The following is a 14,477-nucleotide window of genomic DNA, read 5'->3' as shown; positions in this document are numbered from 1 at the left end:
GGCGCTGCGCTTGCCCGGCCTACGGTTCAGCCTCTGGATATAAAAAGGCCGGGAATTATCCCGGCCTTTTTTATTGGCGTGAATGAGAGATTAATGCGCCGCTTCCGGCTTGTGCTTCTGCGCACCCTGGAAGCCGTAGGTCAGCTCGTTTTTCTCGACGTCCAGCTCCACCGTCACCTGACCACCGTCTACCAGTGAACCGAAGAGCAGCTCGTTGGCCAGCGGTTTTTTCAGGTTGTCCTGGATCACGCGCGCCATTGGACGTGCGCCCATTGCGCGATCGTAACCCTTCTCTGCCAGCCAGTCGCGTGCTTCCTGACTGACCTCCAGCGAAACGCCTTTCTGATCCAGCTGCACCTGAAGCTCGACGATAAACTTATCCACCACCTGATGAATAACCTCGGTAGAGAGGTGATCGAACCAGATAATGTTGTCGAGACGGTTACGGAACTCCGGCGTAAAGATCTTCTTGATCTCTTCCATCGCATCGGTGCTGTTGTCCTGATGGATCAGGCCGATGGATTTACGCTCGGTTTCGCGAACCCCGGCGTTGGTGGTCATCACCAGCACCACGTTACGGAAGTCTGCCTTGCGCCCGTTGTTATCGGTCAGCGTACCGTTATCCATCACCTGCAGCAGCAGGTTAAAGACGTCCGGGTGCGCCTTCTCGATCTCATCGAGCAGCAGTACCGCATGTGGATGCTTGATCACCGCGTCCGTTAACAGCCCGCCCTGATCGAAGCCAACGTATCCCGGAGGCGCGCCAATCAGGCGGCTCACGGTATGACGCTCCATATACTCGGACATATCAAAGCGCAGCAGCTCGATACCCAGCGCTTTGGAGAGCTGAACCGTGACCTCGGTTTTACCGACCCCGGTCGGCCCGGCAAACAGGAACGACCCTACCGGCTTATGATCCTGGCCGAGTCCGGCGCGGCTCATCTTAATGGCTTCGGTTAAGGCCTCAATGGCTTTATCCTGCCCAAAGACCAGCATTTTCAGGCGCTCGCCAAGGCTCTTCAGCGTATCGCGATCGCTCTGGGAAACGCTCTTCTCAGGAATACGCGCGATGCGGGCCACCACCGTTTCGATATCCGCCACGTTGATGGTTTTTTTACGCTTGCTGACCGGCATCAGACGCGCACGCGCCCCGGCCTCGTCAATCACGTCGATAGCCTTATCCGGCAGATGACGGTCATTGATGTATTTCACCGCCAGCTCCACCGCCGCACGCACCGCTTTCGCGGTATAACGCACGTCGTGGTGCGCTTCATACTTCGGCTTCAGGCCGTTGATAATCTGTACCGTCTCTTCCACAGACGGTTCGGTGATATCAATTTTCTGGAAGCGACGCGCCAGCGCACGATCCTTCTCAAAGATGTTGCTGAACTCTTGATAGGTCGTAGATCCCATTACGCGGATCTTGCCGCTGGAGAGCAGCGGTTTAATCAAGTTTGCAGCATCGACCTGGCCGCCTGAGGCAGCACCGGCACCGATAATGGTGTGGATCTCATCGATAAACAGGATGCTGTTGCTATCCTGTTCGAGCTGTTTCAGCAGCGCCTTGAAACGTTTCTCAAAGTCACCGCGGTACTTGGTGCCCGCCAGCAGCGAGCCAATGTCCAGCGAGTAGATAGTGCAGTCGGCCATCACTTCTGGCACGTCACCCTGCACGATACGCCAGGCCAGACCTTCCGCAATCGCCGTTTTACCGACGCCGGACTCCCCCACCAGCAGCGGGTTGTTTTTACGGCGACGACACAGTACCTGGATAGCTCGCTCAAGCTCTCTGTCACGGCCGATCAGCGGATCGATACCGCCGACACGAGCAAGCTGATTGAGATTGGTGGTGAAGTTTTCCATACGTTCCTCCCCGCCTGCCTGCTCTTCGTGATTTGCCTGGCTGCCGGGATCGGAAGCCTGATTCGGTTCGTCTTTCCGCGTGCCGTGGGAGATAAAGTTCACCACGTCGAGACGGCTCACCTCATGCTTACGCAGCAGATAGGCAGCCTGAGACTCCTGCTCGCTGAAGATAGCGACCAGTACGTTCGCGCCGGTCACTTCGCTACGGCCGGAGGATTGAACGTGGAATACCGCACGCTGCAATACGCGCTGGAAGCTGAGCGTCGGTTGCGTATCGCGCTCATCTTCGCTGACGGGCAGCACGGGTGTAGTTTGTTCGATGAAGGCTTCGAGTTCCTGACGCAGCGCCACCAGATCGACGGAGCACGCTTCAAGCGCCTCGCGAGCCGATGGGTTGCTGAGCAGAGCCAGCAGCAAGTGCTCTACGGTCATAAACTCATGTCGGTGCTCGCGCGCTCTGGCGAAAGCCATGTTTAAACTGAGTTCCAGTTCCTGGTTGAGCATTGGGCACCCCCTCAATAGTTTGCCTTAATCAGGCGAGTTCCTGCGTACACAACAACGGATGTTCGTTCTCCCGGGCGTACTTGTTCACCATCTCCACCTTGGTCTCTGCTACTTCAGCAGTGAAAATGCCGCAGATGGCTTTCCCGTGATAGTGAACCGTGAGCATCAATTGCGTAGCGCGTTCTACATCATAAGAAAAGAACTTTTGTAGCACGTCAATAACAAATTCCATCGGCGTGTAGTCATCGTTCATTAACATAACTTTATACATAGATGGCGGTTTTAGCGCGTCGCGCAGCTTATCCGCCGCCAATTGGTCAAAATCTAGCCAATTATTAGACTTACCCATCGTTGTTCGCTTTCATCTAAGGTTGCCATTCCCAGCAGAGTGCACCCTGCCGTTGACTTGAGTCTAGATGCATTTTGAATCTACATCAGGATCCAAATAACTAACATCTATCATTGCCATTCGCGAGGCCTGTCACAAACCCAGGCAATAGCGTTAACTGCTTCAAATTTTCGAGTGAATCATCCTGCCGGACGCTGCCAAACGCTTGACGCTAACCCCGATTTATCTAAATTGTACAGGCGAGAGTTGGCGAGGTTTTGAACAAACCCAGACTCTGCCACCGGTTCATTCCATCTTACTCAAAGAAGATTAACGAAGGATGTCGAAGCATGGAAACGGGTACTGTTAAATGGTTCAACAACGCTAAAGGGTTCGGTTTTATCTGCCCTGAGGGCGGCGGCGAAGATATTTTCGCCCACTACTCTACCATCCAGATGGAGGGTTACAGAACGCTCAAGGCAGGGCAAACCGTCCAGTTTGATGTACACCAGGGGCCGAAAGGCAATCATGCCAGCGTCATCGTGCCCGTTGAAACGGTGGCGTTCGTCGAGGCCGTTGCCTGACGCCGCTTAGCTTAATTGTGTACATCCCGCACCCAAAATGCCAGCCACACGCTGGCATTTTTATCACCCTACTCCCGCGCCAGCGCCTCGACCGGATCGAGTCGGGCAGCGTTACGCGCCGGCAGCCAGCCAAACAGCACCCCGGTAAAGGTTGAGCAGACAAATGCCGTTACCAGCGCTACTGGGGAGAAACCGATCTCCCAGCCGGGTAAAAAGAGCTGAAGCGTAAAAGCAATCAGCATCGACAGACAGACGCCCAGCGCGCCCCCCACCAGGCAGACTAGCACCGCCTCGATCAAAAACTGTGACAGCACGTCGCTTTTACGCGCCCCGACCGCCATGCGGATGCCAATCTCCCGGGTGCGCTCGGTGACCGAAACCAGCATGATATTCATCACGCCAATGCCGCCCACCAGCAGGGAGATCACCGCCACCAGCGTCAGGAACAGCTGTAGAGTACGTGTGGTCTTTTCTGCGGTTTTCAAGATCCCATCCATGTTCCAGGTGAAGAAATCTTTTTTTCCGTGGCGCAGAGTAAGCAGCCGGGTCAGCTGAAGTTCAGCCCGTTCGCTGCTGTAGCCTTCGTTCACCCGCACGGTGATGGAGTTAAGCCACGACTGGCCCATGATGCGTCCGGACATGGTGGTATAGGGCAGCCAGACGCGCAGGATCTTGCTGCTGCCGAACATGCTCTGCTTCTCCTGGGCTACGCCGATCACCGTCGCAGGCATATTGCCCACCAGCACAATTTCACCCACCACTTTAGCCTTATTCGGGAAGAGCTGACGCCGGGTGTTCTCATCCAGGATCACCACCTGGGCGCGGCCGGTAAGCTGCTGATCGTTAAAGGTCGTCCCCTCGCTAAAGGTCATGCCGTAGACGTTGAAATACTGTCCGCTGACGCCGTTCGCGCTGGCGGCCACGTCGGTGCCGCCGTAGCGCAGGCGCAGGTTCTGGGATACCGCCGGGGTGGCCGAACGAACCCAGGGCTGCTTCTGAATAGCAATCAGATCGTCATATTTTAGTGCCTGCTGGTACTGCGGATCGTCATCGCCGAAATCTTTCCCCGGATAGACGTCAATGGTGTTAGTGCCAATGGAACGAATATCCGCCAGCACCAGCTGCTTAGCAGCATCGCCTACCACCACAATCGACACCACCGAGGCGATGCCGATGATGATGCCCAGCATGGTCAGTAAGGTGCGCATCTTATTGGCCGCCATCGCCCGCCACGCCATCGTCAGCGCCTCACGAAAACCGCTGCTGAACTGTCGCCAGCCGTTATCTGGCTGTACGCTGGGCTGCTGGCGAACGGTTCCCGGCTTCAGGGCAGGCGGCGGGTTACGAATAATCTCCCCGTCACGGATCTCAACGATCCGCTCGGCCTGGGCCGCTACCTGCGGATCGTGGGTAACGATAATCACCGTGTGGCCCGCATCGCGCAGCTGGTGGAGGATCGCCATCACCTCTTCCCCCGAATGGCTATCCAGCGCCCCGGTTGGCTCATCGGCGAGGATCACCTGTCCGCCGTTCATTAGCGCCCGGGCGATACTGACGCGCTGCTGCTGGCCGCCAGAGAGCTGTGAGGGCTGGTAGCTCTCACGCTCCGCCAGTCCGAGGCGTTGCAGCAGCTCATGGGCGCGCGCCAGCCGGGCTTTGCGCTCGGTACCGGCATAAACCGCAGGCACCTCCACGTTCTGCGCCGCCGTCAGGTGCGAGAGCAGATGATAGCGCTGAAAGATAAAGCCGAAATGCTCCCGGCGCAGGCGAGCCAGCGCGTCACCGTCCAGCGTGGCGACATCTACTCCCGCCACCCGGTAGCTGCCGCTGGTGGGTTTATCCAGACAGCCAAGGATATTCATCAGGGTCGATTTACCGGATCCGGATGCACCCACGATGGCAACCATTTCGCCAGCGGCGATATCCAGGGTGACGCCTTTCAGCACCTCAACCATACCGTCGCCAGAGGGGTAGCTGCGGCGGATATCCCGCAGCTCAAGCAGTGCCGTCATGGCGTGGCTCCGGCGTTATCCTGGCCAATAACGACCTCATCGCCCTCCTCCAGGCCTTTTACTACCTCAACGTCGGTGTCGTTGCGTGCGCCGAGCGTCACCTCCCGCTCACGGGTTTCACCGTTGCGCAGCAGCGTGACCTTGTAACGGTTGTCGCCAATGGGTTCACCCAGCGCCGCCAGCGGAATGGTCAGCACGTTTTTCACCGTCGAGAGCTGAATATGCACCTGCGCCGTCATCTCCAGACGCAGCACCCCCTGCGGGTTCGGCACCTCAAAACGCGCATAGTAGAAGATGGCGTCGTTCACCTTCTCCGGCGTCGGCAGAATATCCTTCAGCACCCCTTCGTAGCGCGTCAGCGGATCCCCCAGCACGGTAAACCACGCTTTCTGCCCCGGCTTGAGATGAATAACGTCAGCCTCAGAGACCTGGGCTTTGACCAGCATGGTGCTCATATCCGCCAGGGTAAGAATGTTAGGCGCCTGCTGGGCAGCGATCACCGTCTGACCTTGCAGGGTAGTAATTTGTGTCACCTCTCCCGCCATCGGGGCGATAATGCGCGTGTAGTCAAGGTTGGTTTTCGCCGTATCGAGGGTGGCCTGGTTACGCTTGATCTGCGCCTCGATGGTACCGGTCTGCGCCTCCTTTACCGCCAGCTCGGTGGCGGCGCTGTCAAGATCCTGGCGCGACACCGCCTGGGTCTTCGCCAGCTGCTGCTGACGGGAGAGCGTCACCGCAGCCAGCCGCTTCTCCGCCTCCGCCTGTCGGCGCTGGGCGCGTAGCTCCATCAGCGTCGCTTCTACCTCACGGATCTGGTTTTGCGCCTGCTCGGGATCGATCACCCCCAGCAGCTGATCCTTTTTCACCTTATCGCCGATGTTAACCGACAGCGTCTTCAGCTGCCCGCTCACCTGGGCGCCGACGTCAACCTTACGCAAGGCGTCCAGCTTCCCCGTTGCCAGCACGCTCTGCTGAAGCTCTCCTGGACGCACGATCAGCGTCTGGTACTGCGCGATCGGCGCATTGAGCTGCCGCCATCCCCAGACGGCGATAATCAGCAGGAGTAGCGCCAGCGCGACGTAAATCTTCCTGCGTTTTCCCTTAAGATTCATAAAAATTCCGGATAGTTAACCTGACTACACTGAAACAATTCTATATGAACCGCCAGCCGCTGAAACCCTCTCTTTTTTTGCCTGAACGATTCAGGATTAGTCTGCCCGCCCTCGCGCCAGCCACAGCACGCGAGAGAACATACTGCGCAGCAGCGGCGGCACCGCCTCTACGCCCCGCCGCCCCGCCTCCAGCGCCACCTCAATGGCCAGATCCGGCTTCGAGGAGCGGTGGATCGCTTTAATGATTACCCGCCGCTCGTTCATGCGGATCCCTTCCGGTAGCTCGGCCACACGGTGGTAGACGTCAGCAAAGCCCTGACGGTACATGAAATGCTCCATATCAAGCGCTGGCAGCGTGGTCAGATGCTCCCGCTCCAGACTTTTGTCATTATTAAGCAGGCTGCGCACCGTGGCGGCATACTTCTTCCCCGCCTCGTCGCCATCTACCAGCACATGCCACGCGATGCCCATCCGGCGGGCAAACTTTACCAGCGGCTTCAGGCCGGACTGGGCGAACTCGATCACCTTAATCCCTTCAGCATCGAAGTGGTGGCCGCACTGGCGCGCCAGCTCGCTGATGGTCCAGGTCTCGGTCTCCCCCTCTACCAGCAGCCAGCAGCGGGCAAAGAGCGACGAGGGGCGATTGGCACGAATATGAAAGGCGATGCGGCGGCCATCCTCCGCGCTCAGTCCACCCGGCCCCAGACGCCAGGCCGCTACCCTGGAAGCCTCGCGCACCAGCCGACAGAGATGCTCGACGGGCGTCAGGGAGAGCAGCTCCCCGGAGTTGGTGGTGGTGATGCGCTGGAGCGGCAGCAGATTGAGCAGGTGCCAGGCCACCGAGAGCATGATGGGATGCAGGCGCGTCTCGGGATCCTCAATCAGCAGCAGCGGGCGTGCGTCCCGGTCCAGCTGTACGGTCCCCTTGGCTTTTAGCAGGGTAGCGAACAGGCCCAGCAGGATCACCCGATGGCTGCGGCCACCGGGCCGGTCGATCATGCGGTTGATGATATCGAGATAGCGCCAGCTGCGCTTTTCATCGTGGGAGTGGCGGCGCATCAGCCGTTGACGGGCTTCACCGGTACCCTGCTCGGCAAAATAGTGCTCCAGCAGCTGCACCATCGCCGACAGCCCCTGGCGGATCTGCCCGTCGCTAAGATTTTGCGGACGCGATACCAGATCGTGCGCCAGTACGTCGAGCTGGCGGGCGGTGATATCCACCTCCGGCAGATCCGGCACGCTGCCGTTGCGGATCCGGCGCATAAAGCGGGCGTCGCGCAGACGCAGGACCGGCATCAGCCGAACCAGATGCTGCGCAAGATCGTCGGCCTCCATTAGCGCCAGCGTCTGGCCCTCGGCATCCAGAAAGGTGCGTCGGGTAGTGACATGGCCGTCGTGGGTCTGTTCCCCCTCCAGGCGGTAAAAAATACGCCGGTAGCCATCCGCCCCATCAGCCATGCAGCTCGCCAGCGGACGATAGCGGCGGGCGCGATAGTTACCCGGCTCGGCTTCACAGAAGGTCAAAATAATATGCAGGTGGCGCTCGCGACCCTGAAGATCGCCCGGTGGAAACCAGAAATCGTTACGAGTAAACGTATAAAGCTCCGTTTCCGGTGAGAGCAGCAGGGTGAGCGCATCCAGCAGGCTCGATTTCCCCCACGCGTTTTCTCCTATCAGAACGTTATTATGCTCCAGCATCAGCGACAAACGATTGATGCCGCGAAACCCTACAATCTCTACCCGTTCAAGTCGCATTTCGCCTCCCACAGAGTGATTTTAAATAATTACATAAATTTGCGGGATGCTTAACGATATTCTTCCCCTTGCCACCCCTTTATGGGTAGACGTTTCTTAGCAAAATTGCGCTAAATCAATCTCTCTTCAGATAGCATAAATATCGCTTTAACCGCCTCTCGCCGGGGAATAATCTTAAACATGTATTTCAAATATAACTTTATAGGTGTGACCATGTTTTGTGTGCAATGTGAACAAACTATCCGTACCCCGGCCGGCAACGGCTGCTCCTGGGCCCAGGGTATGTGCGGTAAAACCGCGGAGACCTCTGACCTACAGGACCTCTTGATCGCAGCGCTGCAAGGCTTGTCCGCCTGGGCGCTAAAAGCTCGCGACTACGATCTGATCGATCATGAGATCGATAGCTTTGCCCCTCGCGCCTTCTTCTCTACCCTGACCAACGTGAACTTTGACTCACCGCGTATCGTCGGATATGCCCAGAAAGCCATTGCCAAACGTGAGGCGCTGAAAGCGCTCTGCCTGAGCATCGATCCCACCGCCTCTGTTGATAACTCGATGGCGGGCCTGCAGCTGGTCAGCGACGACCTGGGCGAGCTCCAGCGCCAGGCCGCTCTCTTTACCCCTAATAAAGATAAAGCCGAGATCGGCGACAATATTCTTGGCCTGCGCCTGCTCTGCCTCTACGGCCTGAAAGGTGCGGCGGCCTACATGGAGCACGCCCACGTGCTCGGTCAGTACGACAACGCCATCTACGCCCAGTATCATAAGATCATGGCGTGGCTCGGCACCTGGCCGTCCGATATGAATGCCCTGCTTGAGTGCGCAATGGAGATCGGGCAGATGAACTTCAAGGTGATGAGCATCCTCGACGCCGGGGAGACCAGCGCCTACGGCCATCCGACCCCAACCCAGGTGAACGTGAAAGCGGTCGCCGGGAAGTGCATTCTTATCTCCGGCCACGATCTGAAGGATCTGCATAACCTGCTGCAGCAGACCGAGGGCACCGGCGTGAACGTCTATACCCACGGGGAGATGCTGCCTGCCCACGGCTATCCGGAGCTGCGTAAATACAAACATCTGGTAGGCAACTACGGGAGCGGCTGGCAGAACCAGCAGGTGGAGTTTGCCCGCTTCCCTGGCCCGATCGTGATGACCTCTAACTGCATCATCGATCCGGCGCCGGGTGCCTATGACGATCGTATCTGGACTCGCAGCATCGTCGGCTGGCCGGGCGTTAGCCATCTCGAAGGCGATGATTTTGCGCCGGTGATCGCCCAGGCGCAGCAGATGGCGGGCTTCCCCTACAGCGAAATTGAACACCTGATCACCGTTGGCTTTGGCCGCCAGACTCTGCTCGGCGCGGCCGATACGCTGATTGACCTGGTGAGCCGTGAAAAGCTGCGCCATATCTTCCTGGTGGGCGGCTGCGACGGCGCACGCGGGGAGCGTAGCTACTTTACCGATTTCGCCACCAGCGTGCCGGACGACTGCCTGATCCTGACCCTCGCCTGCGGTAAGTACCGCTTTAACAAGCTCGACTTCGGCAACATCGAAGGGCTGCCACGCCTCGTGGATGCTGGTCAGTGCAACGACGCCTACTCGGCAATCATTCTGGCGGTGACCCTGGCAGAGAAACTGGGCTGCGGGGTGAACGACCTGCCCCTGTCGCTGGTGCTCTCCTGGTTTGAGCAGAAAGCGATTGTGATCCTGCTGACCCTGCTCTCGCTGGGCGTCACCAATATCGTGACTGGCCCAACCGCACCGGGCTTCCTGACCCCGGATCTGCTGGCGGTGCTGAACGAGAAGTTTGGCCTGCGTTCGGTCACCACCGTTGAACAAGATATGCAGCAGCTGCTGAGCGCGTAAGGAGGAGATGATGACGATGCCAACCTCACAGTGTCCGTGGCGGATGCAGGTGCACCACATCCATCAAGAGACGCCGGATGTCTGGACGCTCTCCCTGCTGTGCCACGACTACTATCCGTACCGTGCCGGGCAGTATGCGCTGGTCAGCATCGGCAACGCCGCCGATACCCTGCGCGCCTATACGCTCTCCTCCACGCCGGGAGTAAGCGAGTACATTACGCTGACCGTTCGCCGTCTTGACGACGGAGTCGGATCGCAGTGGCTGACGCGGGAGGTGAAGCGCGGGGATTATATCTGGCTCTCTGACGCGCAGGGGGAGTTTACCTGTGATGATAAGCCCACCGACCGGGTGCTGCTGCTGGCGGCAGGCTGCGGCGTCACGCCGATTATGTCGATGCGCCGCTGGCTGGCGAAACACCGTCCGCAGGCCGACGTGCAGACTATCTTCAGCGTGCGCTCGCCGCAGGACGTCATCTTCGCCGACGAGTGGCGCGACTATCCGGTCACCCTGCTGGCAGAGCAGAACGCCACGTTAGGGTTTATTCCCGGTCGTTTGACCGTCGAGCTGCTGCAGAGCGTGCCGGATCTCGCCTCGCGCACCGTGATGACCTGCGGCCCTGCCCCCTACATGGCGTGGGTGGAAAGTACGGTAAAATCGCTGGGCGTAACGCGCTTCTACAAAGAGCAGTTCTTTGTTCCGGCTGCGGCTGCGGCCAGCAGCGGGCTGAAGATCAGCGCCCTGCAGCTGGCGCGGGAGTTCTACGCGCCGGTCGGCACCACCCTGCTGGAGGCGATGGAGAGCAATAAGGTCCCGGTTAACGTGGCCTGTCGGGCGGGCGTGTGCGGCTGCTGTAAAACGAAGGTGATTTCCGGGGAGTATTCGGTGACCAGCACTATGACGCTGACGGACGCTGAGGTTGCAGAGGGCTACGTGCTGGCCTGCTCCTGCCAGCCGCAGAGTGATTTGGTGTTAGCGTAAGAGAAATGCCCGGCGGCGCTAACGCTTGCCGGGCCTACAAATTACATCGTGCCCATTGTAGACCGGGCAAACGCCGTGCCGCCCGGCGTAGCGGTAGATTACGAATACTTTGGCGCAACGGAGTAGCGTCCGGCCCCTAAAAAGGCCACCGCCAGCGCCGCCATAAAGAAGTAGACCATGCTCTCGATCGCCCAGGCACCGGTTTTATCCAGCTGCCCGGTGATATTTACCCCCACCATCATCCAGGCGACGATCATCGTAAAGGCCAGCACCAGCGCCGCCGGGCGGGTGAAGATGCCAAGAATGATCAGCACCGGTGCCACCACCTCCCCAACCAGCACGCCATAGGCGATAAAGCCAGGCAGCCCCTTCGCTACCAGCATGCCGCTAATGCCGTCCACGCCGTCAATCAGCTTATGCAGGCCGTGAAACAGCATCAGCCCGCCCACCGTCAGACGCAGTAAAAAACGGCCCGCATCTTCATGTGCACACATTCTATTAACCGCATTTAACATTGATTTAACCATTTGAAATGATTCCTGTTTTCATTACCCATAGGCAAAAATCATCTTACGTTTAGTTACCGAAAAGCCCCAGCAAATAAAGGGGCAACGGCGCTTCGTTTTCACTTTTTCATCTAAGCTTGTTACCAACATCACAAAATGGAGATGAGAGGAAGATGAAACAAACCGTCGCCGCCTATATCGCAAAAACACTGGAGCAGGCCGGGGTAAAACGCATCTGGGGCGTTACCGGCGATTCATTGAACGGCCTGAGCGATAGCCTGAACAAGATGGGCACTATCGAATGGATGTCGACTCGTCATGAAGAGGTCGCCGCCTTTGCCGCTGGGGCAGAGGCGCAGCTCACGGGTGAGCTGGCGGTGTGCGCAGGCTCGTGCGGGCCAGGCAACCTGCACCTCATCAACGGCCTCTTTGACTGCCACCGCAACCACGTTCCGGTGGTGGCGATTGCGGCGCATATCCCCTCCAGCGAAATCGGCAGCGGCTACTTCCAGGAGACCCACCCGCAGGAGCTGTTCCGCGAATGCAGCCACTACTGCGAGCTGGTCTCCAGCCCGGAGCAGATCCCGCAGGTGTTAGCTATCGCTATGCGTAAGGCGATCCTCAACCGCGGCGTGTCGGTGATCGTCCTGCCCGGCGACGTGGCGCTGAAGCCCGCGCCGGAGAGCGCCAGCAGCCACTGGTACAGCGCCCCGCGGCCGGTGGTCACCCCTACCGAAACGGAGCTGCAGAAGCTCGCCCAGCTGCTGCGCTACTCCAGCAATATCGCCCTGATGTGCGGCAGCGGCTGTGCCGGCGCGCATGACGAGCTGCTCGCCTTTGCAGAAAAGCTGAAAGCGCCGATTATCCACGCCATGCGCGGCAAGGAGCACGTGGAGTATGACAACCCCTACGACGTCGGCATGACCGGACTGATCGGCTTCTCATCCGGCTTCCATGCCATGATGAACGCCGACACGGTGATATTGCTCGGTACCCAGTTCCCCTACCGGGCCTTCTACCCTACCGATGCCAAAATTATCCAGATCGATATCAACCCGGCCAGCATTGGGGCGCACAGCAAAGTCGATATGGCGCTGGTAGGCGATATCAAAGCGACGCTGGCTGCCCTGCTGCCGCATCTGGAGGAGAAAACCGACCGTCGTTTCCTCGATAAAGCGCTGGAGGACTACCGCGACGCCCGTAAGGGGCTGGATGACCTGGCGAAGCCCAGCAGCAAAGTGATCCACCCGCAGTATCTGGCCCAGCGGATCAGCGACTTTGCCGATGACGACGCTATCTTCACCTGCGACGTGGGGACGCCAACGGTATGGGCCGCACGCTATCTGAAGATGAACGGCAAGCGCCGCCTGCTTGGTTCGTTTAACCACGGCTCAATGGCCAACGCCATGCCGCAGGCGCTGGGGGCGCAGGCGACGCATCCACATCGCCAGGTGGTGGCGATGTGCGGCGACGGTGGCTTCAGCATGCTAATGGGCGATTTTCTCTCGCTGGCGCAGATGAATCTGCCGGTAAAAATCATCGTCTTTAATAACAGCGTGCTGGGCTTTGTGGCGATGGAGATGAAGGCCGGAGGCTACCTGACGGACGGTACCGATCTGCATGAGACCAACTTTGCCCGCATCGCAGAGGCCTGCGGCATTACCGGCATCCGCGTCGAGAAGTCTGCCGACGTCGACAACGCCCTGCAGCGTGCGTTTGCCACCGAGGGGCCGGTGCTGGTAGACGTGACGGTGGCAAAAGAGGAGCTCTCTATTCCGCCGCAGATCAAGCTTGAGCAGGCCAAAGGCTTCAGCCTCTATATGCTGCGCGCCATCATCAACGGTCGCGGCGATGAGGTCGTGGAACTGGCGAAAACCAACTGGCTCAGGTAAAACTGAGGGCACGATCCTGAAGATGATAAGGAAGTGCCGTGATTGATTTACGTAGTGATACCGTTACCCGTCCGAGCCGCGCCATGCTGGAAGCGATGATGGCCGCCCCGGTCGGGGACGACGTGTATGGTGACGATCCCACCGTTAATGAACTGCAGCGCTACGCCGCTGAGCTCTCCGGCAAAGAGGCGGCGCTGTTCCTGCCTACCGGTACCCAGGCCAACCTGGTGGCGCTGCTTAGCCACTGCGAGCGCGGCGAGGAGTATATCGTTGGTCAGGGGGCGCATAACTATCTCTATGAGGCCGGTGGCGCCGCGGTGCTGGGCAGCATTCAGCCTCAGCCCATCGATGCCAACCCGGACGGCTCGCTGCCGCTGGATAAAGTAGCAGCGAAGATCAAACCGGACGATATCCACTTCGCCCGTACCCGCCTGCTGAGCTTAGAGAACACCCATAACGGCAAGGTGCTGCCCCACGAGTACCTTAAAGAGGCGTGGCACTTTACCCGTGAGAAGGGGCTGGCGCTGCACGTCGACGGCGCGCGCATCTTTAACGCCGTGGTCGAATATGGCTGTCTGTTAAAAGAGATTACCCAGTACTGCGATACTTTCACCATCTGCCTCTCAAAAGGTCTCGGCACGCCGGTTGGCTCGCTGCTGGTAGGCAGCCATGAGTACATCAGGCGCGCTAACCGCTGGCGCAAGATGACCGGCGGCGGCATGCGCCAGGCGGGGATCCTGGCGGCGGCAGGTCTCTATGCGCTGAAAAACAACGTTGAGCGTCTGAAAGAGGATCACAGCAACGCCGCATGGCTGGCCGCCCAGCTGCGAGAGATTGGCGCCGACGTGATGCGTCACGATACCAATATGCTCTTTGTTCGCGTAGGCGAGGAGAATGCCGCCGCCCTCGGCGAGTTTATGCAGGCGCGTGGCGTGCTGCTTAACGCCTCACCCATCACCCGCATCGTTACCCATCTTGACGTTAGCCGCGCGCAGCTGGAAGCGCTGGTTAGCCACTGGCAGGCGTTCCTGAAACGTTAAGGGTATAGAATATTTGACAGATAAAGTCTGAAATTG

11 protein-coding genes are annotated in these 14,477 nt (G+C 58.8%); 5 read left to right on the top strand and 6 right to left on the bottom strand.

Translation table 11 applies throughout. The annotated features are described in order from the left end of the window. Positions 1–90: 90 nt before the first annotated feature. Both clpA and clpS read right to left on the bottom strand, forming a co-directional pair. Positions 91–2,367, bottom strand: a complete 2,277-nt coding sequence (gene clpA, locus RTX96_RS10220; protein ID WP_103819666.1) for an ATP-dependent Clp protease ATP-binding subunit ClpA — start codon at positions 2,365–2,367, stop codon at positions 91–93. 28 nt (positions 2,368–2,395) lie between these two features. After that, positions 2,396–2,716 (bottom strand): ATP-dependent Clp protease adapter ClpS, encoded by a 321-nt coding sequence (clpS, locus tag RTX96_RS10215; protein WP_103819667.1) that lies wholly within the window; start codon positions 2,714–2,716, stop codon positions 2,396–2,398. 329 nt (positions 2,717–3,045) lie between these two features. Between clpS and cspD the strand changes: the two genes are divergently transcribed. Continuing rightward, positions 3,046–3,279, top strand: coding sequence for a cold shock-like protein CspD (cspD, locus tag RTX96_RS10210; protein ID WP_103819668.1), 234 nt, complete (start codon positions 3,046–3,048; stop codon positions 3,277–3,279). A gap of 68 nt (positions 3,280–3,347) precedes the next feature. On the opposite strand, the gene macB is transcribed toward cspD, so the two are convergent. The 3 genes from macB to RTX96_RS10195 all read right to left on the bottom strand — a co-directional run bounded on the left by macB (position 3,348) and on the right by RTX96_RS10195 (position 8,158). Beyond that, positions 3,348–5,291 carry a macrolide ABC transporter ATP-binding protein/permease MacB gene (gene macB / locus RTX96_RS10205; RefSeq protein ID WP_312670899.1) on the bottom strand — a complete coding sequence of 648 codons (1,944 nt, stop codon included), beginning with the start codon at positions 5,289–5,291 and terminating at the stop codon, positions 3,348–3,350. Then, entirely contained in the window at positions 5,288–6,403 is a 1,116-nt protein-coding gene (macA, locus tag RTX96_RS10200; protein ID WP_103819670.1) for a macrolide transporter subunit MacA, read from the bottom strand. The genes macB and macA overlap by 4 nt, the downstream gene beginning before the upstream one ends. Before the next feature lie 96 nt (positions 6,404–6,499). Next, positions 6,500–8,158 carry an ATP-dependent endonuclease gene (locus tag RTX96_RS10195; RefSeq protein WP_312670898.1) on the bottom strand — a complete coding sequence of 553 codons (1,659 nt, stop codon included), beginning with the start codon at positions 8,156–8,158 and terminating at the stop codon, positions 6,500–6,502. Between the two features lie 213 nt (positions 8,159–8,371). On the opposite strand from RTX96_RS10195, the gene hcp reads away from it, so the two are divergent. Further along, entirely contained in the window at positions 8,372–10,024 is a 1,653-nt protein-coding gene (hcp, locus tag RTX96_RS10190; RefSeq protein WP_312670897.1) for a hydroxylamine reductase, read from the top strand. 10 nt (positions 10,025–10,034) lie between these two features. Next, positions 10,035–11,003, top strand: coding sequence for an NADH oxidoreductase (gene hcr / locus RTX96_RS10185; RefSeq protein ID WP_312670896.1), 969 nt, complete (start codon positions 10,035–10,037; stop codon positions 11,001–11,003). Between the two features lie 98 nt (positions 11,004–11,101). Here hcr and RTX96_RS10180 read toward each other — a convergent pair whose 3' ends face one another. Further along, positions 11,102–11,530, bottom strand: a complete 429-nt coding sequence (locus RTX96_RS10180; RefSeq protein ID WP_312670895.1) for a DoxX family protein — start codon at positions 11,528–11,530, stop codon at positions 11,102–11,104. 152 nt (positions 11,531–11,682) lie between these two features. On the opposite strand from RTX96_RS10180, the gene poxB reads away from it, so the two are divergent. Both poxB and ltaE read left to right on the top strand, forming a co-directional pair. Further along, positions 11,683–13,401, top strand: a complete 1,719-nt coding sequence (gene poxB / locus RTX96_RS10175; RefSeq protein ID WP_312670894.1) for a ubiquinone-dependent pyruvate dehydrogenase — start codon at positions 11,683–11,685, stop codon at positions 13,399–13,401. A gap of 38 nt (positions 13,402–13,439) precedes the next feature. After that, complete coding sequence (gene ltaE / locus RTX96_RS10170) at positions 13,440–14,441, top strand: low-specificity L-threonine aldolase (RefSeq protein WP_312670893.1); 1,002 nt, start codon at positions 13,440–13,442, stop codon at positions 14,439–14,441. The last annotated feature ends 36 nt before the right edge of the window (positions 14,442–14,477 follow it).

The sequence above is a fragment of the Pseudescherichia sp. genome (assembly GCF_032052675.1).
In the GTDB taxonomy this organism is placed as follows: Bacteria; Pseudomonadota; Gammaproteobacteria; order Enterobacterales; family Enterobacteriaceae; genus Pseudescherichia.
This window is presented reverse-complemented; position numbering and strand designations above follow the sequence as displayed.

What these genes read in the sequence shown, in the direction of transcription:
- clpA (WP_103819666.1), bottom strand. Translation starts at nt 2,367, where the DNA reads ATGCTCAACCAGGAACTGGAACTCAGTTTAAACATGGCTTTCGCCAGA.
- clpS (WP_103819667.1), bottom strand. Translation starts at nt 2,716, where the DNA reads ATGGGTAAGTCTAATAATTGGCTAGATTTTGACCAATTGGCGGCGGAT.
- cspD (WP_103819668.1), top strand. Translation starts at nt 3,046, where the DNA reads ATGGAAACGGGTACTGTTAAATGGTTCAACAACGCTAAAGGGTTCGGT.
- macB (WP_312670899.1), bottom strand. Translation starts at nt 5,291, where the DNA reads ATGACGGCACTGCTTGAGCTGCGGGATATCCGCCGCAGCTACCCCTCT.
- macA (WP_103819670.1), bottom strand. Translation starts at nt 6,403, where the DNA reads ATGAATCTTAAGGGAAAACGCAGGAAGATTTACGTCGCGCTGGCGCTA.
- RTX96_RS10195 (WP_312670898.1), bottom strand. Translation starts at nt 8,158, where the DNA reads ATGCGACTTGAACGGGTAGAGATTGTAGGGTTTCGCGGCATCAATCGT.
- hcp (WP_312670897.1), top strand. Translation starts at nt 8,372, where the DNA reads ATGTTTTGTGTGCAATGTGAACAAACTATCCGTACCCCGGCCGGCAAC.
- hcr (WP_312670896.1), top strand. Translation starts at nt 10,035, where the DNA reads ATGACGATGCCAACCTCACAGTGTCCGTGGCGGATGCAGGTGCACCAC.
- RTX96_RS10180 (WP_312670895.1), bottom strand. Translation starts at nt 11,530, where the DNA reads ATGGTTAAATCAATGTTAAATGCGGTTAATAGAATGTGTGCACATGAA.
- poxB (WP_312670894.1), top strand. Translation starts at nt 11,683, where the DNA reads ATGAAACAAACCGTCGCCGCCTATATCGCAAAAACACTGGAGCAGGCC.